This window comes from Erysipelothrix larvae, from assembly GCF_001545095.1.
GTDB classification, from domain to species: Bacteria; Bacillota_I; Bacilli_A; order Erysipelotrichales; family Erysipelotrichaceae; genus Erysipelothrix; species Erysipelothrix larvae.
Window position 1 is genome coordinate 2,259,186 of sequence record NZ_CP013213.1, and the last position, 25,146, is coordinate 2,284,331.

Below are 25,146 nucleotides of genomic sequence, written 5' to 3' on the forward strand. Positions count from 1 at the left end.
TTAGTGTTCGAGGCGTTTAAAGATATCATTCAATGCTTTCGCAAAGTCTTCAACCGGTTCATCACAGTCTGTTTCAATCCAACGTAGAATCATGAACACAACCCCACCCGCTGCAAATCGAATGGAAAACTCATCAAGATGAGAGCCTTCTTGAACCCGACTCTCAATCTTGTCGTTCCATACCTTCCGAATGATTTGATTCACTTCATGGTTTAAATCTGACCTTAAAAGGCGCTTCAAAAACTGTGATTGGAGTTTTATCGCTTCAAGGACAAGTTCAATGCGTCTTACATCAGTCTCATTCTCAAGATGACTGCTTAATTCTTCATAAAAGGTATTCAATGAGTACATCAATAAGTCGTACTTATCTTGGAAGTGTTCGTAAAATGTTGACCTTCCGACATATGCTTGAGCACAAATGTCATTGACACTGATCTGTGTAAAATGCTGTTTCTCCATGAGTTCATTTAACGCATTTCTTAATCGAAATTTTGATTTCGGTTCTTTTTTGTGTGTCATAATGGTCTCCTTTTCAAGACAGATTCCTTTAATGTGTCCGATTTCGGACAATCTCAGTTTTTTGATTCTTCATATTTTATCATATATGTTCCATAATAGCATTGTAAAGAGGTGATTGTGATGAAACAAGATATCGAAGCATTGATTTATGCTCACAAGGAAAAAATAGCGTCCCTGAAGCAAGAGCTTGGGAATAAAACATTAGAACTCAATAGTATCTATCAAAAGCATATCGATACACTCTTAAACGAGATTGAATCACTCACCAATATTAAGGAGGAACAAAACGATGAACATCAAGAAGATTGTTAAGAACATTTGTATTACACGGATTATATTTGGAGCACTACTGGTGGTATTGGGGGTATATTCACTGATGAATCCTTCAACTGTCATCAGCACCTTAGGCTTTGCCTTTGCGCTTTATGCCCTTATTTCGGGTATCATTGATATCGCAATGTACTTTGTATTTGATTCCAAATTCGGTTATGCACCATCACTCAGTATGATTGGTGGTATTATAAGTATTGTTGCTGGGGTGATTATGTTTATGAATCCAACATCCACAGCATTCATGATTAGCCTACTTTTCCCAATTTGGTTTATGTCAACCTGTATTTCTAAGATCACACAGCTCCCACTGATTCGTCATTACAGTGGCACTGCAAGTTACTGGTTCTCACTCATCGTATCAGCGCTAGGAATTGTACTATCAATTTACCTACTCTTCAACCCACTTACTTCACTACTCTATACCGTGAGTTTTGTAGCGGTTTACTTGTTATTCTATGGATTCGAAGTATTCATTGAAGGAATCTTAGGTCTCAATCGTTCAAAAGAAATTCTTTAATCATCATTGGCGATGTGCACTGCAAAACCAAGTGCTAATTCGCCAATTTTGTGTTTTTCATCCAATTTCTCATTGTTTTCTAAACTTCGAATATCCCAGCACTCAGTATCCAAATTATCTGCAGAATAGAAAAAGTGTACGATATCAATGCCTCTAAATTGAGCCAATGCTGCGAGTGCTGAACATTCCATATCCACACAGATACAACCTGCGTCCTTGCGACGTTGCATCTTATTTCGTGTTTCACGATAAAAAGCATCCGTCGTCCATACTTTCCCTATCGTATGGCTCACGTTGTGTGTATTTAGGTATTCAATCAATGAATCGAAATATCCAACATTCACTTCTATTTCTTCACTAGGTGGTGCATAATGAAAACTTGCACCTTCATCGCGAAGTGCATCGGTTGGAACGATAATTGAAGCATCTTCAATATGCTTATCAAGTACACCGCAGGTTCCGAAGATAATAAGCTTTTTCATCCCACAGGCAATCAAATAATCAAACATACTCACACACCCTGCAGCACCGACATAGGCGTTCACAAGTCCAATATCAACGCCTTCAAGGGTAATCTTATAGACTGGATTTTTTAAATTCGCAAAATCAATGGACTCAATGATTTCAGTGGTATGTTCTTCTTTGAGTCGATCAAAGGTTTCTTTCGCAAAGCATGATACCATAATTTCAGGGAACCCCTCAATCGGCTGTACTAAATCAGAAGGATTAATCACCGCTGATGGATCCGCATCAAACTCATATAATAACATTATTATTCTCCTTTTATTTTATTGATTAGAATTATATCACGAAGTTGTAAGCCGCGTCACATTCCTTTTTTCTTATGGCGATATTATCCTTGCATGAAAATGATTTTATACAAAAATAGCCCTCATATCTCACCTACCTTCACCAAGGTAAGCGTTGTGTCTCATGATATAAAAATATTTTATATGATATTTTACTTTACGTAGCCTATGTATGGACATAAATTTTGCTTTGAATTAAAATGATATTGAGGTGGATTCATGTCACAAATCATTTATCGTGTTAAAAAAGTACTCAATAATAATGTAGTTCTCGCAACGCATGGCTTCAATGAAGTCATTGTTGTTGGATTGGGAATTGGTTTTGACGCGCGTCCGATGAAAGCAGTCCCTCATCATAAAATAGAGAAAGTATTTGAATTACAACGTGAAGACCTTGTAAAGACAACACAACTCGCAATGGAAATCCCTGAAGCTGACTTTCTCAATCTCTATCGTCTTATCAGCGCAACTGTAGAAGAAACTGGATTAGCACTTGACCCCCATGCATACATCACCATTGTCGACCACATTTATTTTGCACTCCAACGGATTAAAAGTGGGCAAGACATTCGAAATATGATGCTCTTCGATTTAAAAATTCTCTATGATGATGCCTATCAATTCAGTGCGAATCTCTTACGACGCATCAATGAAACATTCCATGTAACCTTACCTGAAGATGAAATTGGATTTCTAACAATGCACGTTGTGAATGGTTCAAACAGTGATATAAATAACCAAACTTCACGGATGACGGATGCAATTTTTGATTGTTTAAACGTTGTCAGAGACTATTATTTAATTCCATTAAAGCTTGATCAGCTCCAAACACAACGAATTATGATCCATATTAAAATGCTTCTGATTCGTGTTCTTGGAAGTAACCAAGTTGACGATTCTGAAAAAGTCCTATATAATGTGTTTGACGAGTTTGAAAGTGCATACACATGCGCGAAACAAATTCAGAAACTCGTAGAACATCGATTTGATGTGAAGATTAATACACAAGAATTAGTATATCTAACGATTCATCTCAACAGACTTGAGCATAGCCGTTGATATCTTGGCTTGTAACCTATAAAATGGGCAAGACCTTCATTGTGTGCATTTTTGAGTGCACCTTGGAGGTCTTTTATTATTTTCACAGCCATTTCGATCCCATGAAAGAGGAGGAAGAATTATGGGGAAATATACAAATGATGCGACCAAGCTGCTTGAGTATCTTGGTGGTAAGGATAATATATCCGCTGTGACACACTGTGTTACACGTTTACGGTTTGTATTGAAAGATCCAAAACAAACCAACATTGAATCAATTGAAGCACTGACTTCTGTAAAGGGGACATTTACGCAAGCAGGTCAGTATCAAGTGATTATTGGTAATGACGTTGGCAACTTCTACAATGACTTCGTCGCGATCTCTGGTGTTGAAGGCACTTCAAAAGATAGCGTGAAAGAAATTGCGAAGGGAAATCAAAATGCACTGCAACGTTTAATGAGTAATCTTGCAGAAATCTTTTCACCATTAATCCCAGCAATCATTGTTGGGGGGTTAATTCTTGGGTTTAGAAACATCCTTGAAGGGGTTCAAATTCAAGCGCTTGGACAAAAAATAATAGATGGTGTACTCCAGACAACACAAAATGGCGCACCAATCTATAACACAATTGTAGATGTGAGCCAATTCTGGAGTGGGGTTAACCATTTCTTATGGCTGATCGGGGAAGCGATTTTCCACTTCCTCCCTGTTGGAATTACATGGTCGATTACACGTAAAATGGGTACAACTCAAATTCTTGGGATTGTATTAGGGATTACGCTTGTTTCACCACAACTTCTTAATGCATACGCCGTTGCAGGAACTGCTGCAGCTGACATCCCACATTGGGACTTTGGGTTCGCAACCGTTAACATGATTGGGTATCAAGCCCAAGTAATACCAGCGATGCTTGCAGGATTTACACTAGTTTATCTTGAACGATTCTTCAAGAAGATCATCCCAGATGCAATCTCAATGGTCTTTGTACCTTTATTTGCACTCGTACCGACTGTTCTTGTAGCACACCTCATCTTAGGACCGATTGGATGGGTAATTGGGGACTGGATTTCTACTGTTGTTTATACAGGACTGACATCACAATTTAGAACTGTATTCGCTGGACTCTTTGGTTTCTTCTATGCACCACTTGTCATCACAGGACTTCACCACATGACCAATGCCATCGACTTACAACTTGTATCTGACTTTGGTGGTACCTTATTATGGCCAATGATTGCTTTCAGTAATATTGCACAAGGGAGTGCTGTACTTGGTATCTGGTGGCTACACCGCGGTGATAAGGAAGAAGAACAAGTTTCACTTCCTGCTATGATTTCATGTTACTTAGGTGTCACAGAACCTGCGATGTTTGGGATTAACTTAAAATACAACTATCCATTCTTTGCAGCAATGATTGGTTCAGGTCTAGCAGGTATGGTATCAGTAGGCTTCGAACTGATGGCAAACTCAATTGGTGTTGGTGGTATCCCAGGATTCTTATCCTTCAACTTTAACCGCTGGCCACTCTTCTTTATCATTGCGATTGTCTTCTGTATCGTCATTCCATTCACACTCACTGTGCTTTATGGAAAACGTAAGGAAGCCAATGCTTAATCGCTTCGTATATCAAATCTATCCAAAATCATTTAAGGATACCAATGATGATGGAATCGGTGATATCAAAGGGATTATTGAAAAACTGGATTACCTCCAAGATTTAGGCATTAATATGATTTGGACGACACCAGTCTTTGTGTCGCCTCAAAATGATAATGGGTATGATGTTGCAGACTATCGCAACATCGACCCACTCTTTGGAACCATGGATGATGTTGATGTGTTAATTGAAGAAGCATCAAAACGTGGCATTGATATTATGTTTGACTTTGTACTGAATCATACCTCAACAGCACATGAATGGTTTCAAAAAGCACTCAAAGGTGATAAAAAGTACATGGATTACTATTTCTTTAAAGAAAAGCCAACCAACTGGCAATCAAAATTTGGTGGAAGTGCATGGAAGTATGTAGAATCGCTCGATTTGTATTATCTTCACCTTTTTGACCCAACTCAGGCAGACTTAAACTGGGAAAACCCCGAGGTCTTTGAGGAGTTATGTGGGGTTGTGAACTTCTCGCTAGAAAAAGGGATCACAGGTTTACGCTTTGATGTCATCAATCTTGTATCCAAACCCGACGTATTCGAAGATGATGATGTTTGGGATGGCCGCCGTTTTTATACGGATGGACCGCGAGTACACGAACACCTTCATGCCCTCAATACACATACATTTGGAACGTATGAAGACATCTTAACTGTAGGCGAACTTTCATCAACTACCATTGATCATGCGGTGAAATATGCAGATCCAACACGCCATGAATTGGGAACTGTGTTTGGCTTTCACCACTTAAAAGTGGATTACAAAAATAACCGGAAGTGGGAACTCAAAGACCCTGATTTTGTACAGTTTAAAACCTTATTGGCTGAATGGCAACTTGAAATGCAAGCACACAATGCTTACATGGCACTGTTTTTAAACAATCATGACCAGCCACGTGCAAATTCACGTTTTGGTGATGATCTCAATTATCCATTTGAATCCGCAACCCTGTACTCAACGCTCATGTTTTTAATGCGTGGGATTCCTTATATTTATCAAGGTGAAGAAATTGGGCTTCCAAACGCCTATTTCAACACGATTGATGATTATCGTGATATCGAATCACTCAATATGTACCGCGAGTTGATTCAAACACAGGATGAAAAGACTGTGCTTGATATTCTCAACAAACGATCCAGAGACAACGGACGCACACCAATGCCTTGGAATCATGATCAGTTCTATGGTTTCTCAACACAAAACCCTTGGCTTGGTTTCACTAAACATCCTCAACTGAAAACAGTTGAAGATAACTTAAAGGATCCTGCGTCAGTTTATCATTATATGAAGCGTTTAATTGCACTTCGTAAAAGCTCGCAAATACTCAAGGAAGGATCGATTCATTTCAGTGAATTGAATCACCCAACGCGCTTTATCTATTCTCGAATGCTAAGTGATGAAACAATCGATGTCGTCGGTAATATGTCAAACACCACCGACACACTCGATTTTGATGCAACAGATGCATCAATCATCCTCTCAAACACTGGGCGAACAGAACTTTCAAATACGCTTGTATTGCAGCCCTTTGAAGTTCTGGTTGTGCATAAAAAAAATGTGGCTCTATAAGTCACATTTTTTTGTCATGTAGTATTTGGTTGTGCCCTGTATTGGTGTATCTTCCAAGAACCCAAACACCTCAAAACCACAGGATTCATAGAAACCCTTTGCTTGATAATCTTGTGTTGTGAGTGTAATGCGTGTGCATCCATGCGTTTTCGCATAAGATACTACAGATTCCATCAAACGTGACCCAATGTGTTTCCCACGATCACGTTCATCTACACCCAACAATTCAATATGAATCACTTCATCTGTTTGTTTGCAAAGGATTGCGCCAAGCATCCTGCCCTCATGATTAAAGGAATATCCAAATTCCACAACCTGAGTGAACCCAGGCCGACTGAGCGTGTCTTGATGTTTTTTTAATAAAGTATTTAGAAAAATACGCGTCTTCTCGAGTTGGTCATTTTCAAGTTTCAATATCTCCATAACGCCTCCATTTTTTTGATATTATATCATAAATACCAATAAGAATTTTTTACTTCTATTCTCCATAAAAAAAACGTATACTAGACTTAAAGATTGTGAGGGACGATTATGATATTTAGAAAAGCAGTGATTGAAGATGTTTTCGAAATCGACAAAATCATTGAAGATGCAAAATTGCGGTTAAAGGAAATGGGAATCGACCAGTGGCAAAATGGCTATCCTAACAGGGAATCAACAGTGTCTGACATTAGTAATGAGACCTTGTATGTCTTATGCGATGATCATCATATTGTCGCGATCACAACAGTGATCAAGACTTTAGAACCTTGTTATAGGTCAATTGATGGGGCATGGGGTAGTGAGGGTGACTATCTTACCTTGCACCGCGTCGCTACTGCCCAAAATCGTGTAAATAACGGTGTTGGCACACATTTGTTTGAAGCAATTCAATCCCTTTACCCAAATACCACCATCCGAATTGATACACATCGTGAGAACCTTCCAATGAAGCGCCTTCTTGAGAAATGTGGTTTTGTATACCGCGGTATTATTTTACTTGAAGATGGGGCACCTCGGGATGCCTTCGATTGGATTCCCCACTAAATAGACAAAGCGTCGGTTCATCACTGTGAACCAACGCTTTTTTTATAAACAAAAAGCTGCATTAATGAGCTCTACCAATACTCATGTGCAGCCTTTGCGAGTCAATCAGTCACATACCCCCACCTTGTATGTGATGATTATGTTGAGATAGTACCGATCGAAGTACTATTCCCCCCACTAACATAATAGGACTTATCATTAAATTTTTTTATTGCACTGTTAATTATACATGTTTCTCTGTGAATTCTGCACGCACACCCCAAAATTATGCATGCGAATCGTGATATTTTGACTCATTATTGACCCGATTTTGATGATTTTAGTCATTTATAATACATTTTTTTGATTCTTGAGATTGTTTTACAATACACACAGCATCCATTTCCTAATGATTCAGATATTTAATCCTTATTTTGTTAATAAAACTGAAACTTGAAATTGATTGTTGTCCGTTTTAATTTCAATCTTCCCACCCATTTCGTCCACGACTTTATGGATGCTGGACAATCCAGTGCCATCTCCATTATTGAGTTTCGTTGAGTAAACCTTACCATCAATCATTCTGAGCTTTCCATTATATGGATTGGTAATCGTGATTTTTCCATATTGATCATTCTCACCAATCACAACTTCAATCCGTCGTTTTGATTCCTCTAAGTGTTTCACAGCTTCAATCGCATTATCTAAAGCATTCCCTAAAATAGTGGAAAGATACAATGGCTTAAAAGAAAATGTGTCAAAGGTCAAAGTTACCTTAAAGTTGATGTCTAAATTATTCGAAATCTTTGCATTTAATATGGCGTTAATTATGGCATTATCAGTAGAGACGTGTAGTTTAAACGCATCCAAAGATTGCAGCGATTTAAGATATTCAAGGGCTTCATGATTCTTATCGGTTTCAATTAAGTGTCGAACAACAATTAAATGATTCTTCAAATCATGCTTTGTTTGCATAATATTTAAATAATGTTCCAAGGTCTTGCTGGAGGCTTGTTGTTGGAAATGTGCTTCCTCTAATAAGTCTTGTGTCTCGATAAGTTTGGATTTATTTCGTATAAATTGTGCAATTAAGATGAGTGAAATTGCAATAAATAGAACGAAGATTGCAACCATATAGGGCATCGTATAATAAACATCAACACCCCCATTTTCAAAAAACGATTCAAAAAGGAACGATACCAAAAGGAATGAAAAGATAAAAAACCAGATGATACCGCGAGATGTTAAAAATGGATTCGTCCATCGTTTTTTCCACCCACGGCTTAATAACTCAACACCAATCAGCATCATTCCCCGGGAAATCAACAATGAATAGGTTCGTACACGCCCCTGTGCATAAAAGTCCTTTAAGTCTAAATTTAAATAATCCAATGTGATTAAAATTGAACACACAGACAACACGACTAATAAAATAATAAAGGTCGTCGTCACTAATAATGTTATGGACTTTCTGTCATTAAATAGAATGGAAAGAAAGAGAAATGAAAGTGGGAAGATAAAGAGTTGTTCTTGCAGCAATGTGACTGGGCTAATTAAAAAAAGATAAACCAGCACTGAAAACACTGCAGATACTAACCATATTTCATGATCTTTTAAATGACGCTTGCGTAAGAATAATGCCCCGAATCGATATAATAAAAGTGTAAACAATGCTGATAGGATGTAGTCCATGAAATAGAGTAACAAAGACCCGTTCATAATGTATTACCATCAAGCAAAAAAGCTTCGTATTTTTCGATGAAAGCACTGCGTTTGCTTCGGGATACTTTAAACTCTCTGTCATACCCTTTCATCAAAATAAACTTATAGTTAACACTAAATACATGGTGAAGATTCACGATTGTTTGACTGTTTATCATGACATAGTGTGGGTCATCCAGTGCTTTGTAGATTGATATGAGACTGGCTGAACTGAGTTTAATGGCTTTGAGTTTTGTGGTATATACATAAGGGTTTCGATCAATGTATTCGATGAATACAATTTCATCTGGATACAGATGGATGACACCATTGGGGGTTTTAAAAGCTTTAAGAGGTCGGCCTTCGATAAGGTGAATCACCTCTGTGAGTGAACGGTGCAAGTCTTCTTCATAATTATCTTTTAATATATACTTGTACACATTTAAGCCGAATGCATCTTTCATATAGCCATCATACGACGACAAAAAAAGTACGATCGAATCCTTGGAATGCTGATAAACTTTCTTGGCGAGCGTTACCCCATTCATCCCTGGTAATTCTATATCGATTAATAACAGGCTAAACGATATTTGAGGTAAGACATCTAGTACTTGTTCAGAAGATTTAAATGTCATTATCTTATAATCAACGCTTAGACTAAAGAGCGTTTTATTGACACAATGTCTGATGTGACTTAAAAGCGCAGGTTGGTCATCTACAATTCCGATATATATCATATGTCCCCCTTGTACATAAATTTATTTTATCACAAGAAACTGTAGCGTGTCATTACTAACTACACATAAAACATCGACCAGTAAAATCTTAGTGTTCGTATACCCACTCTTTCATGTCGTTCATACGTTTGAATACATATTCACTTAACGCAGCACCTTTAATTTCCTTATAAGTTTCTGGGTAAATGGGCTCACAGAAATATACATGCATCACCTTTTGACGTTCATTGAAACTTTCTTTGATATACATGGGTACAATTGGAGCACTTGATTTTCTTAAGACAGAGAATATTCCATCTTTGAAGGGTAACATATCTATTGCATGGGAACGGGTTCCTTCCGGAAACGCAAGGGCACTTACTCCCTTGCTTACATCATCCACAGCTTGTTTTAATACCTTCAATGATTGTCTGGGATCGTCTCTATCTAAAGGATAAGAACGGCTCATTTTCATAAATGTTCCCGTAATCAGATTTGTGAACAACTCCTTTTTCGCAATAAATCGAAACGGACGATTCACCGCTGCAATGCTTACAAAAATATCATTCATGGACTGGTGGTTGGATACATAAATACATGGAATGTTCGCATCGGGTTGGTATCCATGTGCCTCCACACGAATTCTTCGAAAACCAAGATAATGTTTGGGGTAAAGTTGCAGCTCTTTACTTCCTTTTTGTTCTGAACAAAACCTGCGAATCCATTGGCTTCGGATCCAATACACAGGCAGCACCATAAATGTCACAATCATATTAAATGTTTTCATAAACAATCACCATTGCAAGGGCATAATCTTGATCATGACTGATGGAAACATTCATACACTCTGACACAGGTTTTCCCAAATCATCAGCCAAGATTTCCACATCTAAAAAGTCGATTTCACCAATCCCCACACCTTTTGCTTTTGAATACGCTTCTTTCGCAGCAAATCGACCACAGATAAATTCCAATCTTCTTTTGGGTGATTGAAGCCTATAAAATAGCGTTTGTTCCTTTGGTGTCAGTATTTTTGTAATCCATCGCGCATCATCGACCTTATCGATAAATCGCGGCATATAAACAATGTCTGTCCCAGGTTTAATCTGAAATTGCAAATTTAAGTGTTCCATATGCACATACTTCCCCATTCACTAAAGCACTGGCTTGTGCAATGCCCATGATACTTTTTAATTTGATGAGTTCGACCTGTAACTCTAAGGTATCCCCAGGCATGACTTGTTTTTTAAATTTGAATTGATCAATTCCAACAAAATAAGCCAGTTTCCCTTTGTATGCTTCTTTTGAAAGCAAGACGATGGCCCCTGCCTGTGCAAGTGCCTCCACAATTAAGACTCCAGGCATCACGTGTTTCTGTGTGAAGTGACCCATAAAATGCATCTCATTTGCGGATACATTTTTGATTGCGATGATGGATGTTTCATTCATTTCCTTGACTGCATCAACCAATAAAAACGGATAACGATGCGGGATGATTTTCTGAATCTCGTTGCTATTTAAGTACATCACGTTCACCATACTTTCTAAATACAATCACTGCATTATGCCCACCAAATCCCAACGAATTGGACATGACCACATCGACCTCACCTTTTTGTGGGTGATTGGGTACATAATTCAAGTCACACTGATCATCAAAGGTTTCATAATTCATCGTTGGTGGGATGATGCCATCCGTGATGGCGCGTATGCTTAAAATTGCCTCAATGCCGCCTGTACCCCCTAAACAATGTCCATGCACGGATTTAGTCGATGAGATTTTAAGGTGAGGTGCGTGGTCTTTAAAGACTTGTTTAATGGCTTCTGTTTCAAATTTATCATTGATGGGTGTACTGGTTCCATGGGCGTTAATATATGTAACGTCTTCGGGTTTTAAGCTCCCATCTTCTAAAGCCAATCGCATTGCTTCTTGAGCCCCAACACCACTGGGTGCAGTGATATGATAGGCATCCCCGGTTGATCCATAACCAACAACCTCACAGTAAATCTTTGCACCTCGATTGAGGGCATGTTCTAAGGCTTCAAATATGAGAATGCCTGCGCCTTCTCCCAATACAAACCCATCTCGGTTTTTATCAAAAGGGCGGGATGCTTTTTTCGGATTTTCATTCAGGCTTAATGCGGTGAGTGCACTAAACCCAGCAAGGGTATAGGGGTTGACACTTGCTTCAGATCCCCCGGTGATCATAACATCAGCATAACCGTGTTGGATCATGCGAAGGGCATCTCCCATTGCATGTGTTGATGCAGCACAGGCTGTTGTGACTGTTGAGGTATGTCCTTGCGCTCCAAGTGCAATGGAGACATTACCACTGGCCATATTTGGAATAATCATGGGAATAAACATGGGTGGGATTTTGTTGATGCCAAACTCAAATGCTCGGTTTAAATCGTGTGCAAAGGTTTGGGTTCCACCCATGCCTGTTCCCAACAAAACACCCATGCGTTTTGGATCAACTTGTTCTTTAAGCTGTGCATCTTCAAATGCGTCACATGCTGCATAGACTGCAAACTGACTGAACAGATCTTGACGTCGAATTTCTTTTTTGCTGAGGTGCTTGGATGCGTCAAAGTTTTTGACTTGTGCTGCAATTTTCACCTTGAGCTCTTTTGTATCAAAGGTATCAATGACATCAATGCCACTGACACCTTCAACTGCATTTTGGAAGGCTTGATCTACTGTATGCCCTAATGGACTGACAATGCCCATGCCTGTTACTACAACCCGTCTTCTCATTTTATCGACTCCTTACATTACCATTCCACCACAGACATTAATGACTTGCCCTGTGATATATTGTGCCTTCTCACTGACAAGAAAGCTCACTGCATCCGCAACATCCTGAGGTGTGCCAAATCGCTTCAATGCAATATTTCTCAGAATTTCCGTTTTGATATCGTGGGTGAGTGAATCTGTCATTTCTGTTTCAATGAATCCTGGAGCAACACAGTTTACACGAATATTGCGTCCTGCGAATTCTTTCGCAATGCTTTTTGAGAATCCAATGAGTCCTGCTTTACTTGCAGCATAATTGGATTGTCCTGCATTTCCGATCACTCCAATGACCGATGTGATGTTCACAATGCATCCTGCTTTTTGTCGTAGCATACTTTTTGAAAATGCTTTGACCATGTTGAATGAACCCCCTAAGTTGGTATCAACTACTTGATTAAAGTCATCCTGTGTCATTGTGAGTACAATGCCATCTCGAACAATGCCCGCATTATTCACCAGGACTGAAATCGTGGTGAATTCACGCTGTATTTCTGTGCACAGTTGATTGCATTGATCATAATCAGTTGCATCAACATGACGCAATTCAAAAGTTTCTGTTTCCAAGGATTCAAGGGTGTGTTGGTCATAATTTGAAACATAGGTCCCTATGACATAATACCCATCTGCCACGAGTTGTTGGGCAATGTGGTATCCGATGCCTTTTGTTGCACCGGTTACTACCGCTATTTTTCGATTCATTCACATTCACTCCTTAAGGTTTGCATATCATAAACATTTGATATCTTGACAGATTCCCCACAGATCTCCTTGATAAACTTGGAAATAGATCCCTTGGGTCCAACTTCTATAAAGTGTTCAACACCCTGTTGTCTCATTGTTTGAATCACCTTAACCATTTGCGTTGGTCGTGAAATATGAAGGGATAGTGACTCTACAAATCCTTCATGTTGTAAAACCCCTTCGATGTTATTCACAAACATCACATGTGGGGTTAAGAAGCGTTGGTTTCTTAAAACTTCTTTCAACGCATCGCTTACCTCACAAAGCAATGACATATGGGACACTGTCGATACTTTAAGGGGAATTGCGATTACTTTGGCGTGTTTTAATTGGGGAAGTATGGTTTCAATATCCTGTTTCATTCCCCCAATTACAATTTGACTGGGTGTATTGATGTTACAGACTTCGACCTGTGTTTTTTCAAGCAATGCTTCAATGGTTTGTAAATCCGTTTTTAAGCATGCAACCATCGCTGTACTAAACGGTTCAAAGGCATGGTGCATCAGGTGCGCGCGTTTTTGAATGAGTCTAAGTCCATCTTCAAATGAGATAACACCACTACTGGTTAGTGCATTATATTCCCCCAAAGATAAGCCTGAAACTACATCAGGAAAGATTCCTTCTTTTTTTAATAAGTGATCCAGTGCATGACCAAGTACATAAAGGGCTGGTTGTGTATACAATGTCTTTTGAAGTGATGCTTCATCTAAACAAAGTACATCATACCCCAGGATTTTTGTTGCCGTATCATAGAGATCCTTCACATCTTGATCTGCTTCATAGAGATCGTGTCCCATTAAAAGAAATTGCTGACCTTGGCCAGCAAATATGAATCCTTTTTTCATTAAACCTTTGACTCAATGTAGGCAACAATATCGTTTACAGTCTTGAGATTCACAACATCTTCTGTTGGCACATCGACACCGTATTCACCTTCAAGTTCCATTACAATTTCCATCACTGCTATGGAATCCGCGCCTAAGTCATCGAGGATTGACACATCATCTTTGATTTCATCCACGGTTACATCTAATATTTCTGAGACTATTTGTTTAACTTTAGCTTTCATAAGTTCCTCCTAATAATAGTTTGACATTCAAACTATATACTCATTTACTTTGATTGTCAATATATTTTCGTCTGTTCTTACCAATCAATAAGCACAGAACCATAGGTGAGACCCCCACCAAATGCTACTAAAATGATGCGCATGCCTTCTTTTAAAAGACCTTGTTTGTTGGCTTCATCAAGCAGTATGGGAACACTTCCTGAAGACGTATTTCCATAACGTTCGACATTCGATAATAGTTTGGATGGGTCATAATTCAAAGCCCGTGCACCGCTTTCTAAGATTCGTTTGTTTGCTTGATGGACAATGATTGCATCGATTGTATCAATCGATTGATTATTTCGATCAAGGAGTTCTTGGATGCTGGAGTTCATAACACGCACAGCATACTTAAAAACTTCGGCTCCTTTCATTGAGAAATAAGCATCTTCTTGTATGGTTCGATTGATAAAAGGTGCGCGGCGGTCTGTTCTGTTAGGAAGGGTGATGGTCTCATACGTATCACTTTCACCGCCAATAATACAATCAACGATCCCTGTTTCGCCTGCTTCTACAACAACAGCCCCTGCACCATCGCCAAATAAAATTGCACTGGTTCGATCTTCGTAGTTTAAAATACGTGAATTGAAATCACAGCCAATCACCAGGATACGCTTGTATATCTTTGAGCGTATGTATGCATTGGCAGTTTGAAGCGCATAAATAAATCCAGAGCAGGCTGCATTGATATCAAAGGATGGAATAGGGCGTGTCACATTCAGATTTTCACGCACTTGATTTGCGACTGTTGGGATGAATGAATCGGGAGTGTAGGTTCCCACAATAATGCAATCAAGGGTATTTACATCCAATGATTTCAGTGCTTCTTGGGCTGCTTTTGTTGCCATATGAACCGTTGACATGGATTCAAACCGACGTTCTTTAATCCCTGTTCGACGTACAATCCATGCATCACTTGTATCCATGATTTTCTCATAATCCTTGTTTGAGACAACCGTTTGGGGTACATAGCTTCCGGTGCTAATAATCTTAGTGTTCATGAATCACATCTCCCATCATCCTGAATCGTTTATATCTTAGTTTTTTGAGGCGATCTGGTTTGAGTTTTAATAATGTCTTAAATTCTTTATATAAATTTTCTTGAAGCAGCTTCGATGCGCAGTCAAACCCATTTTCTTCAGAAATGATGGCATCGATTACGCCCAACTTATATAAATCTTGACTGGTAATTTTCATCATCTCAACAACATCACTTGCTTTTGATGCATCTTTGAATAAAATGGATGCAAATCCTTCAGGTGATAGGATACAGTAGATGGCGTTTTCAAACATCCATACTTTATCAGTTACGGCCAGTGCTAAAGCACCGCCACTTCCTGCTTCCCCTAAGATAATCGATATTGATGGAACGGATAGGTCCATCATCTGCATGAGGTTTTGCGCTATTGCTTCCCCTTGACCTCTTTCTTCCGCTTCGATGCCTGGAAATGCACCGGGTGTATCAATAATCGTCACAATGGGGCGTTTGAACTTCTCAGCCTGCTTCATTAAACGCAGTGCTTTGCGATAGCCTTCGGGATGAACCATGCCAAAGTGAGCACGAATGTTTTCTTCAGTATCTTTTCCCTTTACGATTCCAATGACGGTTACAGGTTGATCCTTGAGCATCGCAATCCCCCCCGTTATCGCGCCATCATCACCATAATATCGATCCCCATGCAGTTCGATATAATCGCTAAAGATTGCGGCTATCATGTCTTTACTGCTGGGTCTATCTAAAGAACGTGCCAGTTGTACTTTATCCCAAGCACTGAGTTTGGATTGAACTTCTTGTTTGAGAATTTTAAGGGACTGCTCGAGGTGTGAGGTATCTAGGTTTTCGTTTTTAATGGCCTTGATTTCTTTTTCAAGGTGTTTAATGCGTTGACTCATGATTTCACCTCATGAAACGCTAAGAGCTGTGATAGGGTTCGTTTTAAATCATGACGTGGCACAATTTTATCCACAAAGCCTTTTTCTTGGAGAAACTCAGCCCGTTGAAATCCTTCTGGTAGGTCTTTTTGCATGGTTTGTTTGATAACACGGGGTCCTGCAAATCCAATTAGCGCACCCGGTTCAGCAAGGATGATATCTGCGAGCATTGCGAAACTTGCAGTGACACCTCCTGTCGTTGGATCGGTAAGCACGTTAATGAATAGGCCCCCTTTTTTACTGAAGTTTCCTACAGCACCACTTGTTTTTGCCATTTGCATGAGGCTAATAATGCCTTCTTGCATCCGTGCACCTCCGGATGCACTAAAGAGGATTAATGGCTTTTTTTGATGGTGTGCGCGTTCAAAAGCTCGTGTGATTTTCTCACCCACTACACTTCCCATGGATCCCATCATAAAGTTTGTATCCATTACAACACCAATCACTGCTCTACCATCCAACACTGCTTCACCACAAACGACTGCATCATAAACTCCCAAGCTTTCACTGAGTCCATTGAGTTTTGTTTGATATCCTGGAAAGTTGAGTGGATCTTTTGATTTCAAGATATGATTAAATATTTTAAATTCGTCAAAGATCAGGTGGATGCGTTGTGCGATGTGTAAACGGTAGTGATAATTACACTGATCACACACCCATGCATTGTGTTGAAGTTTTGAGGTTTCCACAACATGGCCACAGTGGGGACATTTTTCAAACATACCATCTGGCACTTCGACTTTAGTTTCAAGTATTTCGTGTCCTTTATAGGAATCTACCTTCTCTTTTCTTCCTTTGAGCTTGTTAAACATTGTCATTTTACCCTCGTTTCTAATACATGTCGTACCAGGGACGTATCGTATTTGTTATCCAGAAATGCTTCATTCAGTAAGATTTCAAGTTGGAATTCTTGATTGGTCGTGATGCCTTCCACATCCATTTCTTCCATACAGCGAATGGCTTTTTCAATTGCATCATCGCGGTTAAAAGCGTGCACGATTACTTTCGCAATCATTGAGTCATAAAAGGGTGGAATGGCATATCCTTGATAAACATAGGAATCAATGCGGACACCATTCCCTCCAGGAAAATGAATGCCTTGGATGCGTCCCGATTGGGGTTTGAAGCCATCATAGGGATCTTCTGCATTAACACGCACTTCGATTGCATGTCCCAGCGCTTTGATGTGTGATTGCATAAAGGATAGTTTTTTCCCTTCAGCTATGTGAATCTGCTCTTTGATAATATCGATGCCTGTGATTGCTTCTGTGATGGGATGTTCTACTTGAATTCGCGTGTTCATTTCAATGAAATAGAACCGTTCATCTGTGTCCATAATAAACTCTAAGGTACCGCAGGACTCATACCGAATTGCCTTCGCGGCTTTTAAGGATACTGCGTATAACTTTTCTTTGGTTTGCGTGCTTAAGTTTTGTACAGGCGCTTCTTCAATCATTTTTTGATTATTGCGCTGCACAGAACATTCTCGTTCAAACAGATGGATGGCATTACCATGAGAATCTCCTAATATTTGAACTTCGATATGGCGTGGATTCGCTACATATTTTTCAAGGTAAACCGAATCATCCCCAAAGGCATTTCGTGCTTCACGTCGGGCTTGATTGTATGCATCTTTAAGATCATTTTGTGTATGACACACACGCATCCCTTTACCACCACCACCCGCGGTAGCTTTAATAAGCACAGGATATCCAATTTTGCTGGATTCGTAATAAGCATCTTCCAGCGTATCAACAAGTCCATCTGATCCAGGAACAATGGGCACCCCTGCTTTGCGCATCGTTTCGCGTGCACTTTGTTTGTCTCCCATTATTTCAATGAGTTCATGGCTGGGACCAATAAATTTGATATTAAGTTGTTTACACGCTTTCGCAAACTGTGCATTTTCACTCAAGAACCCATACCCTGGATGGATGGCTTGAACATGCGTATTCACTGCAGCTTGTAAGATTGCATTTTGATTGAGATAAGAGTTTGAAAGTTTGTGGTCACCAATACATACTGCTTCATCCGCAAGCATCACATGTAAGGAGTCTTTATCAACAGTAGCGTACACAGCTACGGATTTGATATTCAGTTCCCGCAATGCGCGTATAATGCGGACAGCGATTTCACCACGATTGGCAATGAGTACTTTTTGAATCATACTTCTTGTATCGTAAAGAGCGGTTGATCAAAGTCAACACTATCTCCATCCTTAATGTGTACTTCAAGAAGTGTCCCACTTACATCCGACTTAATCTCATTCATTACTTTCATGGCCTCAATAATGCACACCACATCACCTTTGTTGACCCGTTTGCCTACAGCTGTAAACTCACTGGATTCAGGCGTTGGCTTGGAATAATACACACCCACTAATGGTGAACGTATTACATGACCCAATGGAACCATTTCTTTTACGTTAGCCTCAGCTGTATCCTCAGGATAGTGTTGTGGAAGGGTTTGTGTGAGTGGTGGTTTTTCCACATACACATTGTGTGCTTTGGGTTTTTTGATCTCTACTTCAAATGTTTCGTCTTTATATGTGAGGGATTCGAGCGATGAATCCTCTAAAACTTCTACGAGTTTTTTTATTGCTTTTAAATCCATATCAACCTCCAAGTAAAATAGTTTGATATTCAAAGTAAATCATATTATAATAGTTATTGCAATACTTTTGTTAAGGAGATGAATCATGAGTCACACACCGATTATTCGCGATAACATCGCATTAAACGCCCATCCAATGGGGTGTAAACAAAACATTTTAAACCAAATTGAATCATTAAATGATATGCCACAAATCCTTGATCGGCCATTGAATGTATTGATATTAGGAGGTAGTTCTGGCTATGGTTTGGCAACACGGATTGTGCTTGCGTTTAAAGCCCATGCGTATACGTTCAATGTGAGCTTTGAACGCGGACCTAAAGGTAAATCATCGGGTTCAGCTGGATACTACAACAATCTTTTCTTTCATGAAATCGCTCAAGAAAAGGGATTGTTGTGTGATGACTTAAATGCTGATTGCTTTTCACATGAAACCAAAGATGCAGTCATCAACCATTTTAAATCCTGCAATAAAACCATTGATCTAGTGGTGTATTCCGTCGCAAGCGGGATTCGGATTGATCCTGATACCCACGTAAAAACAGTATCTTCATTAAAACCCATTCAACAAACTTACAGTGGGTACACCGTTGACATTGCCCGTGAAACTTTGAAATATGAATCCGTTGAACCGGCAACGCCTCAGGAAATTGAGGATACAGTAACGGTCATGGGAGGTGCAGATTATGCATTGTGGGCACAGGCCTTATCCAAAGCACAGGTACTCAGTGAAGGGTGCACCTTTGTAACCTATACCTATCTTGGAGCACAAAGTACCCATGCGATCTATAAAAACGGAACCATTGGTGCTGCGAAAAAGGATTTAAATCGCGCCAATCAAGATGTCAACGATATCTTAGCACCACTTCACGGAAAGGCAGTTATTAGTGCATCTAAAGCGGTGGTTACTAAGGCTTCTGTGTTTATTCCAACGATGGCTCTTTATGCAAGTGCACTCTTTCAGGTCATGAAAGAAAGAGGCACACACGAAACCACAGTGGAACACACGTATCGGTTGTTTAAGGAGATGATTTATGGCGATTCACCTGAGATTGATGATGATGGTTTTTATCGCTTGGATCAATTTGAAATGGATCCTCAGGTTCAATCAAAAGTTCACGATATTTTGAGCCGCATTACACCCGAGAATTTCAAAGACCTTGTGAACTTTGACGCCTTTAAAAAAGAATTTCTCAACATTAATGGATTTGACGTCGATGGGTGTGATTATACACAAGACCAGTAAAAAAGGTTCATTTTTGAACCTTTGGTGTTTTTTTGTCTTTAAGCATTGATGTAATGACTGCTTTTGCTTCTGTAATTTGAACATCAGTTATTTCACGATTGTCATCACTTTCAATGACATACAATCCGTGGATGTTCTGATCTGGTTTTTCAAGTGAAAAATACACGGCAAGATGGTGTTTATCCCACTTAATTGTAACAAACTGAACCGATACATTGTATAAAGCAGTTTTGTATGTGAACGTTTCAAGCACTCGTTTTGGATTCGGATCCTTTATGACGCCAAAATCCCCAGTAATGGGAATTTCCAGTATAAAGGAATCAGGCTTCAAAGGTTCGTGTGCATTTTTTATAACGATTGATTGTGTCCAAGGTTTGCCTTTTCCTGATTTTTTCTCCATATTTACACAGCGTGTGCCTTGGTGTGAAAGGTACAGATTGTACTTTGCTTCTACTTGAGTTATATCACATTTATTCATTGTTCTTATGGATTGATTCGCGATAATCTTTTGAGAACCAACCCAGATTGTCATTGACAGTATGATAACAAGAAACCCACCAACCATCCAAAATCGTCGTGATTTGTGTCTCATATATATTTCCCCCACCTTAAATATTCAACATCTTTGTTCAATTGTACCGAAATTATGACTCAATGTAAAATTGAAGGAACTAATAACGCATAAGAGTCAAACGGCGAGAGACGATGATTACAGGTGAGATTTACACTTATTGGTTCTTAATGATGCGCATGAACCGATTGCAATAATGGATGTCAATGGTGCATGCAGAAACGTCTTGATTCTTCACGATTTTTTGGATGCCTTTGGACATGTAGAGGGTATCGAGTAGTTCTAATTCAACATAGGTATCAGAGGTACCTGAAACAAAGTTTGCACCACCAATATCGATTGAGAATTGATCCGTTGTGAGAACCATACTAAATTCAGGCTTATACTGTTTAAAGAAACCGTCCGTAAAACCAACTGAAACACGATTGACAGATGCCACATCAACGTGTGTTCCACGTGGGTTGAGTGCAGAGAAGCGAACAATCGATCCATCTACGTTTACCACACTGACGCTGGTGAAAAAGATGTAGAGAAATATAAGGTTAAAACTAACCACGATTGTCCAATATTTACATATGACTTTAAAACATTCGTTGAAGATTTCAAAGTCCATGTCTTTTTTATGACTGTAGTATACCCCGAAGATAATCACGAGCACTTGAATCACAGTGAATCCAATAAATGCATGGTTTAGATACAGGATGTTGTGTGTATATAAGATACTTTGTGGCGTTAAGATGAGTTTTTCTTGAATCAATGTTGCGATGATAAAAATAGCGAAAACCACAATCAGTGCCACCACAAATAGTACAATACTTACCAATGAATTTGATCGTTGAAGTTTTGGATTTCGATTCTTATAATAATTCACCCAGATTACAGTTAGCAAGATGGTGGTAAAGAGTGCAAATGGTACAAGCAATTGTTGGTTAGAAAAGGTCACATCCGTATACGTAACTAAGATTAACCCTAAAACAGGACCTGAGAGGATGAGTGTACTGATGATTGTTGAGAATAGACTTGGTGATTTGATGTAATCTATCAATTCGAACAAATCTTCATCATGAAGGGTTTCAATAATGTGTTCTGATTGATCAAAGAGCGCTTCATAAGAAGACTCGTTAAGGACATCAAAAAGCAACCTTTTTTTCTCGTCTTCTTTTTGCATTTTCTCAAACTCATGTTTATATTGATTCATAACAGTGTGCCATAACTCTGGATTTTCCATGACACGCTTAATATCTTCAATGCTGATTGATACATATCGCATTAATCGGATCGCATTGAGTTTTTTTACATCTGACTGGGTGTACTCTCGATACCTATTATCTTTACGCTTGATACGGATCAGCCCGATTGATTCGTAATAACGAATCGTTTTGTCTGAAAGCTGTGTTCGTTTTGATACCTCTTGTATATTCATGCGATCACCTCTTAATCCATTATAAAGGTTATAGTCCCTAGAGGGTCAAGCAAAATATAAAAAAAACACGCATTAGATAATGAATTATCGTCAAACGTGTCGGTACCACTAATTAAAGTGCATCATAATCTTCTTGGGAAACAACTTCAAGCCATTCGTTGTATGCTTCAACACCTGGGATGGCATACGCTAAGTGTGAGAACCAACTGTCTTTTTTGGCACCATGCCAATGCTTCACACCACTTGCGATTGTGATAATCATGCCTTCATGTAAACTTATTGCTTCTTTACCCGCTTCTTGATACCATCCTTCTCCAAAGGTACAGATTAACATTTGTCCTCCGCCTGATTGAGCATGGTGGATATGCCAGTTATTTCGACATCCTGGCTCAAATGTAACATTGCTTACACCTGTTGGTTCACCTTTATGGTTATGGATGGGATTCAAGAATGAATCTTTCGTAAAGTATGCTTTATAGGCTTCATTGTATGCACCCACTCCAAAGGTATCCACTTTAGTAAAAACGTCTTTATCCATATACTTCATCATAAACCTCCTTAAGTTACTCTTAATGAGTATGGCTGTTGTAACTAGTATAAACCCTTGAGTCTGCTCTAAGTCAAGGGTTTGTCCGCAATCATTTTCATGTAATCCGTTAATTGGCATAGGTTGAATGTTTTCAATACAGATACTTCTTTACTATCAACTTAGCAAGTATTTTAGTGTATAATGATTGGTAACTAAAGGAAGTAAGTACAGATACACTTAAAGGGGATGCTATGAAACGATTAAGAAAATTAATCTATGCAATGATTACGGTTGTTGTATTAGTTGGTATTACAAGTTGTTCGAGCTCGGAGTATGACTTCGCCCGAATTACTGGCCTCGATTACTCCGCCGTAGTTGTGGATGAAGCGGGTAGTAATGGTAAAGTTGTCATCACAGAACAACTCACTTTTGATATTCATGCTGCAGACGAAGACAATGGATTTTGGGAACTTTGGCGTGAACTGCCTGAGTCCTATGTTGATGGTGTTAAAGTGGAGTACAATGTGATATCCGTGAAACAAATCTTTGAGGATGGCTCAGTTCAAGTCTTTGAAGAAAGTCCGAAGCTCTATTGGGATGATGAAGACTTTGTGGGTTATGACGGCAAGTATGGACCTGGAAAATGGTTCCACAGCAAGGGGCCATATGATGGCTATACTAACTTCGAATGCCTCTTAATCTATGTAGATGGTTTATACCGCGAAACACCTGTGTTTGAAATTCAATATGAAATGTCAAATGCAGCCCTTCGTTACAACGATGCTTCTGAACTATACCTGTCCCTGTATTATGGTGATTCAATCAACTATCTGGACTCAGTAAAAGGGGAAATCCTTTTCCCGCTTGATAAGATGCCACGTGAGGGGAACTATGAGGCATTTACGTATGGTACCAATGCACATGAATTCCCATTTGAAGAATCCACATCAAAAAACGAAGGATATCATACATTCTTCTTTGAACTCGATGAATCGCAATTAACTTTCAAATCTTTCAATCAATATATTGAGTTTGCACTTATAGCCTTTGGTGAAGACCGTCATGTCTTTACTCAATTCGCTTCGCAAAACAATTACTTTGACCAAGACATGCTCCCAAGTATTCGGGCAGCACAAGCTGAGTTTGAACAATTACCAATTGTTGCGGCACAAAATAGAATGAAGCTCTTTGTTGGATCAATCATTGGGACATTTGGTGTGATGATCCTTGCACTCTTCATCAACTTTATTGTCAAGAAAACAAATCCGATGTACAAACCTTCAATGCATATTGATTACTTCAGAGATATCCCGAATGATTTAGATGCAAACTTCGCACGTAAGCTTGTCTTTGCGAAAACTTATACTAAAGATAACATTGGTGATGGCTATGCAGCGGCTATGTTAAGCCTCGTGCATAAAGGGTATGTTGATGTAGAACAGATCAATCCTTCAAAGGGATGGAGTCAAAAGAATGTCAAGATTCATGTTCGCAATGACGTACCGAATGAATCACAGATAAACCCCGTTCAAAAACCGGTGCTTTCACCTGTAGAAGAACGCTACTTCAACTTAATATTAAGGCATGCAAAAAGTGGAGAAATCACACAACAAGCATTCCAAAATAAAATCTCTAGCGACTATGAATACACCAATCGTTTTGTACAGGATGTGAAAACATCAACCGATCGTATTGGTATCGTTGACGGTTACTTTAAAAACAAGAATTACAAGTCACCGAAATATACCATGTTGGGCTTTGCAATTACCTTTGTGGTAATTGGAATCCTTGTGATGATTATCGGAAACCTTTCAATCTATCAAACACGATTGGAGTTAGCATATGGTGCCTTCTTCATTCTCGGATTTGGCTTTATCCTATCTGGCTTGTATATGGCATTTGTATCCCGTAACTATATTCTTCTCACCCAGTTTGGTCAAGACGAATATGAAAAATGGCATGGTCTGTATAAGTTCTTAAACAGCGAAACCTTGATGAAAGAACGGACGATATTGGAACTTGCTCTTTGGGAAAAATACTTAATCTATGCAACAGCATTTGGTATCTCTGAGAAAGTCGTGAAGGCTCTTGAGATACGATGTCCAGAAGCAGTCATGAATTCAAGTCCAATACTTAGAAACCCGCACTTTAGAACACGTGCATTCTATGCTACAAGTAGAAATTCATTCAGCAGTGCAACGCGTTCTGCTTCATTCACAGCCCGAAGCGGAGGCCATGGTGGTTATGGTGGCGGAGGCCGTGGAGGCGGTGGCGGTGGCGGTGGTCACTAATACTCAAAACTAATTTAAAAACAA

Annotated in this window: 28 protein-coding genes; 8 read left to right on the plus strand and 20 right to left on the minus strand. The window is 39.2% G+C overall.

Features of this window, described 5'->3' with window-relative positions:
- A complete protein-coding gene (locus AOC36_RS10450) occupies nt 1-519 on the minus strand; it encodes a TetR/AcrR family transcriptional regulator C-terminal domain-containing protein (protein WP_067634033.1) in 519 nt (172 codons plus the stop codon).
- Nucleotides 520-639: 120 nt separating this feature from the next.
- Between AOC36_RS10450 and AOC36_RS10455 the strand changes: the two genes are divergently transcribed.
- Together AOC36_RS10455 and AOC36_RS10460 are read left to right on the plus strand one after the other, a co-directional pair.
- Nucleotides 640-831, plus strand: coding sequence for a hypothetical protein (locus tag AOC36_RS10455; protein WP_067634035.1), 192 nt, complete (start codon nt 640-642; stop codon nt 829-831).
- The gene (locus AOC36_RS10460) at nt 809-1,369 is read left to right on the plus strand and encodes an HdeD family acid-resistance protein (protein ID WP_067634037.1); all 561 of its coding nucleotides are present in this window, start codon (nt 809-811) and stop codon (nt 1,367-1,369) included. Before AOC36_RS10455 ends, AOC36_RS10460 begins: the two co-directional genes overlap by 23 nt.
- Here the strand turns inward: AOC36_RS10460 and AOC36_RS10465 are convergent.
- Complete coding sequence (locus AOC36_RS10465; RefSeq protein ID WP_067634039.1) at nt 1,366-2,139, minus strand: nucleoside phosphorylase; 774 nt, start codon at nt 2,137-2,139, stop codon at nt 1,366-1,368. The genes AOC36_RS10460 and AOC36_RS10465 overlap by 4 nt on opposite strands.
- Before the next feature lie 258 nt (nt 2,140-2,397).
- On the opposite strand from AOC36_RS10465, the gene AOC36_RS10470 reads away from it, so the two are divergent.
- The 3 genes from AOC36_RS10470 (at nt 2,398) to AOC36_RS10480 (ending at nt 6,449) form a co-directional block, all read left to right on the plus strand.
- A complete protein-coding gene (locus AOC36_RS10470) occupies nt 2,398-3,237 on the plus strand; it encodes a PRD domain-containing protein (protein WP_067634042.1) in 840 nt (279 codons plus the stop codon).
- Between the two features lie 121 nt (nt 3,238-3,358).
- Nucleotides 3,359-4,831, plus strand: coding sequence for a PTS system trehalose-specific EIIBC component (gene treP / locus AOC36_RS10475; protein ID WP_067634044.1), 1,473 nt, complete (start codon nt 3,359-3,361; stop codon nt 4,829-4,831).
- Nucleotides 4,824-6,449: an alpha,alpha-phosphotrehalase gene (locus AOC36_RS10480; RefSeq protein WP_067634046.1), complete on the plus strand. Its 1,626-nt coding sequence runs from the start codon at nt 4,824-4,826 to the stop codon at nt 6,447-6,449. The genes treP and AOC36_RS10480 overlap by 8 nt, the downstream gene beginning before the upstream one ends.
- Here AOC36_RS10480 and AOC36_RS10485 read toward each other — a convergent pair.
- Complete coding sequence (locus AOC36_RS10485) at nt 6,444-6,872, minus strand: GNAT family N-acetyltransferase (protein WP_067634048.1); 429 nt, start codon at nt 6,870-6,872, stop codon at nt 6,444-6,446. The two genes, AOC36_RS10480 and AOC36_RS10485, sit on opposite strands and share 6 nt — an antisense overlap.
- Nucleotides 6,873-6,980: 108 nt before the next feature.
- Here AOC36_RS10485 and AOC36_RS10490 point away from each other — a divergent pair, with 108 nt between their 5' ends.
- Nucleotides 6,981-7,475: a GNAT family N-acetyltransferase gene (locus tag AOC36_RS10490; RefSeq protein ID WP_067634051.1), complete on the plus strand. Its 495-nt coding sequence runs from the start codon at nt 6,981-6,983 to the stop codon at nt 7,473-7,475.
- Nucleotides 7,476-7,883: 408 nt separating this feature from the next.
- Here AOC36_RS10490 and AOC36_RS10495 read toward each other — a convergent pair whose 3' ends face one another.
- The 14 genes from AOC36_RS10495 to accB all read right to left on the minus strand — a co-directional run bounded on the left by AOC36_RS10495 (nt 7,884) and on the right by accB (nt 19,062).
- The gene (locus tag AOC36_RS10495) at nt 7,884-9,173 is read right to left on the minus strand and encodes a sensor histidine kinase (protein WP_067634054.1); all 1,290 of its coding nucleotides are present in this window, start codon (nt 9,171-9,173) and stop codon (nt 7,884-7,886) included.
- Nucleotides 9,170-9,892, minus strand: a complete 723-nt coding sequence (locus AOC36_RS10500) for a LytR/AlgR family response regulator transcription factor (protein WP_067634056.1) — start codon at nt 9,890-9,892, stop codon at nt 9,170-9,172. The genes AOC36_RS10495 and AOC36_RS10500 overlap by 4 nt, the downstream gene beginning before the upstream one ends.
- 88 nt (nt 9,893-9,980) lie before the next feature.
- Complete coding sequence (locus AOC36_RS10505) at nt 9,981-10,658, minus strand: lysophospholipid acyltransferase family protein (RefSeq protein WP_067634058.1); 678 nt, start codon at nt 10,656-10,658, stop codon at nt 9,981-9,983.
- Entirely contained in the window at nt 10,645-11,004 is a 360-nt protein-coding gene (gene acpS, locus AOC36_RS10510) for a holo-ACP synthase (protein ID WP_067634061.1), read from the minus strand. Before acpS ends, AOC36_RS10505 begins: the two co-directional genes overlap by 14 nt.
- A complete protein-coding gene (fabZ, locus tag AOC36_RS10515) occupies nt 10,973-11,398 on the minus strand; it encodes a 3-hydroxyacyl-ACP dehydratase FabZ (RefSeq protein WP_067634063.1) in 426 nt (141 codons plus the stop codon). The genes acpS and fabZ overlap by 32 nt, the downstream gene beginning before the upstream one ends.
- Complete coding sequence (gene fabF, locus AOC36_RS10520; RefSeq protein WP_067634066.1) at nt 11,385-12,629, minus strand: beta-ketoacyl-ACP synthase II; 1,245 nt, start codon at nt 12,627-12,629, stop codon at nt 11,385-11,387. The genes fabZ and fabF overlap by 14 nt, the downstream gene beginning before the upstream one ends.
- Before the next feature lie 12 nt (nt 12,630-12,641).
- A complete protein-coding gene (fabG, locus tag AOC36_RS10525; RefSeq protein WP_067634069.1) occupies nt 12,642-13,367 on the minus strand; it encodes a 3-oxoacyl-[acyl-carrier-protein] reductase in 726 nt (241 codons plus the stop codon).
- Nucleotides 13,364-14,254 (minus strand): ACP S-malonyltransferase, encoded by an 891-nt coding sequence (locus AOC36_RS10530; RefSeq protein WP_067634071.1) that lies wholly within the window; start codon nt 14,252-14,254, stop codon nt 13,364-13,366. Before AOC36_RS10530 ends, fabG begins: the two co-directional genes overlap by 4 nt.
- The gene (locus AOC36_RS10535) at nt 14,254-14,478 is read right to left on the minus strand and encodes an acyl carrier protein (RefSeq protein WP_067634073.1); all 225 of its coding nucleotides are present in this window, start codon (nt 14,476-14,478) and stop codon (nt 14,254-14,256) included. Before AOC36_RS10535 ends, AOC36_RS10530 begins: the two co-directional genes overlap by 1 nt.
- A 77-nt stretch (nt 14,479-14,555) precedes the next feature.
- On the minus strand, nt 14,556-15,518 hold the full coding sequence (locus AOC36_RS10540; protein ID WP_067634076.1) for a beta-ketoacyl-ACP synthase III: 963 nt from the start codon (nt 15,516-15,518) through the stop codon (nt 14,556-14,558).
- The gene (locus AOC36_RS10545) at nt 15,508-16,410 is read right to left on the minus strand and encodes an acetyl-CoA carboxylase carboxyltransferase subunit alpha (protein ID WP_078055161.1); all 903 of its coding nucleotides are present in this window, start codon (nt 16,408-16,410) and stop codon (nt 15,508-15,510) included. Before AOC36_RS10545 ends, AOC36_RS10540 begins: the two co-directional genes overlap by 11 nt.
- Nucleotides 16,407-17,267: an acetyl-CoA carboxylase, carboxyltransferase subunit beta gene (gene accD, locus AOC36_RS10550; protein WP_099091547.1), complete on the minus strand. Its 861-nt coding sequence runs from the start codon at nt 17,265-17,267 to the stop codon at nt 16,407-16,409. Before accD ends, AOC36_RS10545 begins: the two co-directional genes overlap by 4 nt.
- A complete protein-coding gene (accC, locus tag AOC36_RS10555; RefSeq protein WP_067634078.1) occupies nt 17,264-18,616 on the minus strand; it encodes an acetyl-CoA carboxylase biotin carboxylase subunit in 1,353 nt (450 codons plus the stop codon). Before accC ends, accD begins: the two co-directional genes overlap by 4 nt.
- A complete protein-coding gene (gene accB, locus AOC36_RS10560) occupies nt 18,613-19,062 on the minus strand; it encodes an acetyl-CoA carboxylase biotin carboxyl carrier protein (RefSeq protein WP_067634080.1) in 450 nt (149 codons plus the stop codon). The genes accC and accB overlap by 4 nt, the downstream gene beginning before the upstream one ends.
- An 85-nt stretch (nt 19,063-19,147) precedes the next feature.
- Between accB and fabV the strand changes: the two genes are divergently transcribed.
- Entirely contained in the window at nt 19,148-20,308 is a 1,161-nt protein-coding gene (gene fabV / locus AOC36_RS10565; protein WP_067634082.1) for an enoyl-ACP reductase FabV, read from the plus strand.
- Between the two features lie 7 nt (nt 20,309-20,315).
- Here the strand turns inward: fabV and AOC36_RS10570 are convergent, their stop codons facing one another.
- From AOC36_RS10570 to AOC36_RS10580, 3 genes are all read right to left on the minus strand, one after another.
- Nucleotides 20,316-20,900, minus strand: coding sequence for a hypothetical protein (locus AOC36_RS10570; RefSeq protein ID WP_067634084.1), 585 nt, complete (start codon nt 20,898-20,900; stop codon nt 20,316-20,318).
- A 136-nt stretch (nt 20,901-21,036) separates the two neighbouring features.
- Nucleotides 21,037-22,302, minus strand: coding sequence for a MerR family transcriptional regulator (locus AOC36_RS10575; RefSeq protein ID WP_067634087.1), 1,266 nt, complete (start codon nt 22,300-22,302; stop codon nt 21,037-21,039).
- A 112-nt stretch (nt 22,303-22,414) separates the two neighbouring features.
- The gene (locus tag AOC36_RS10580; protein WP_248845111.1) at nt 22,415-22,852 is read right to left on the minus strand and encodes a cupin domain-containing protein; all 438 of its coding nucleotides are present in this window, start codon (nt 22,850-22,852) and stop codon (nt 22,415-22,417) included.
- 230 nt (nt 22,853-23,082) lie between these two features.
- Between AOC36_RS10580 and AOC36_RS10585 the strand changes: the two genes are divergently transcribed.
- A complete protein-coding gene (locus AOC36_RS10585; RefSeq protein ID WP_067634091.1) occupies nt 23,083-25,122 on the plus strand; it encodes a DUF2207 domain-containing protein in 2,040 nt (679 codons plus the stop codon).
- Nucleotides 25,123-25,146 lie beyond the last annotated feature (24 nt).

Excerpts from the sequence above, each read along its gene's own strand:
- AOC36_RS10450 (WP_067634033.1), bottom strand. The coding sequence starts at position 519 with ATGACACACAAAAAAGAACCGAAATCAAAATTTCGATTAAGAAATGCG.
- AOC36_RS10455 (WP_067634035.1), top strand. The coding sequence starts at position 640 with ATGAAACAAGATATCGAAGCATTGATTTATGCTCACAAGGAAAAAATA.
- AOC36_RS10460 (WP_067634037.1), top strand. The coding sequence starts at position 809 with ATGAACATCAAGAAGATTGTTAAGAACATTTGTATTACACGGATTATA.
- AOC36_RS10465 (WP_067634039.1), bottom strand. The coding sequence starts at position 2,139 with ATGTTATTATATGAGTTTGATGCGGATCCATCAGCGGTGATTAATCCT.
- AOC36_RS10470 (WP_067634042.1), top strand. The coding sequence starts at position 2,398 with ATGTCACAAATCATTTATCGTGTTAAAAAAGTACTCAATAATAATGTA.
- treP (WP_067634044.1), top strand. The coding sequence starts at position 3,359 with ATGGGGAAATATACAAATGATGCGACCAAGCTGCTTGAGTATCTTGGT.
- AOC36_RS10480 (WP_067634046.1), top strand. The coding sequence starts at position 4,824 with ATGCTTAATCGCTTCGTATATCAAATCTATCCAAAATCATTTAAGGAT.
- AOC36_RS10485 (WP_067634048.1), bottom strand. The coding sequence starts at position 6,872 with ATGGAGATATTGAAACTTGAAAATGACCAACTCGAGAAGACGCGTATT.
- AOC36_RS10490 (WP_067634051.1), top strand. The coding sequence starts at position 6,981 with ATGATATTTAGAAAAGCAGTGATTGAAGATGTTTTCGAAATCGACAAA.
- AOC36_RS10495 (WP_067634054.1), bottom strand. The coding sequence starts at position 9,173 with ATGAACGGGTCTTTGTTACTCTATTTCATGGACTACATCCTATCAGCA.
- AOC36_RS10500 (WP_067634056.1), bottom strand. The coding sequence starts at position 9,892 with ATGATATATATCGGAATTGTAGATGACCAACCTGCGCTTTTAAGTCAC.
- AOC36_RS10505 (WP_067634058.1), bottom strand. The coding sequence starts at position 10,658 with ATGAAAACATTTAATATGATTGTGACATTTATGGTGCTGCCTGTGTAT.
- acpS (WP_067634061.1), bottom strand. The coding sequence starts at position 11,004 with ATGGAACACTTAAATTTGCAATTTCAGATTAAACCTGGGACAGACATT.
- fabZ (WP_067634063.1), bottom strand. The coding sequence starts at position 11,398 with ATGTACTTAAATAGCAACGAGATTCAGAAAATCATCCCGCATCGTTAT.
- fabF (WP_067634066.1), bottom strand. The coding sequence starts at position 12,629 with ATGAGAAGACGGGTTGTAGTAACAGGCATGGGCATTGTCAGTCCATTA.
- fabG (WP_067634069.1), bottom strand. The coding sequence starts at position 13,367 with ATGAATCGAAAAATAGCGGTAGTAACCGGTGCAACAAAAGGCATCGGA.
- AOC36_RS10530 (WP_067634071.1), bottom strand. The coding sequence starts at position 14,254 with ATGAAAAAAGGATTCATATTTGCTGGCCAAGGTCAGCAATTTCTTTTA.
- AOC36_RS10535 (WP_067634073.1), bottom strand. The coding sequence starts at position 14,478 with ATGAAAGCTAAAGTTAAACAAATAGTCTCAGAAATATTAGATGTAACC.
- AOC36_RS10540 (WP_067634076.1), bottom strand. The coding sequence starts at position 15,518 with ATGAACACTAAGATTATTAGCACCGGAAGCTATGTACCCCAAACGGTT.
- AOC36_RS10545 (WP_078055161.1), bottom strand. The coding sequence starts at position 16,410 with ATGAGTCAACGCATTAAACACCTTGAAAAAGAAATCAAGGCCATTAAA.
- accD (WP_099091547.1), bottom strand. The coding sequence starts at position 17,267 with ATGACAATGTTTAACAAGCTCAAAGGAAGAAAAGAGAAGGTAGATTCC.
- accC (WP_067634078.1), bottom strand. The coding sequence starts at position 18,616 with ATGATTCAAAAAGTACTCATTGCCAATCGTGGTGAAATCGCTGTCCGC.
- accB (WP_067634080.1), bottom strand. The coding sequence starts at position 19,062 with ATGGATTTAAAAGCAATAAAAAAACTCGTAGAAGTTTTAGAGGATTCA.
- fabV (WP_067634082.1), top strand. The coding sequence starts at position 19,148 with ATGAGTCACACACCGATTATTCGCGATAACATCGCATTAAACGCCCAT.
- AOC36_RS10570 (WP_067634084.1), bottom strand. The coding sequence starts at position 20,900 with ATGAGACACAAATCACGACGATTTTGGATGGTTGGTGGGTTTCTTGTT.
- AOC36_RS10575 (WP_067634087.1), bottom strand. The coding sequence starts at position 22,302 with ATGAATATACAAGAGGTATCAAAACGAACACAGCTTTCAGACAAAACG.
- AOC36_RS10580 (WP_248845111.1), bottom strand. The coding sequence starts at position 22,852 with ATGATGAAGTATATGGATAAAGACGTTTTTACTAAAGTGGATACCTTT.
- AOC36_RS10585 (WP_067634091.1), top strand. The coding sequence starts at position 23,083 with ATGAAACGATTAAGAAAATTAATCTATGCAATGATTACGGTTGTTGTA.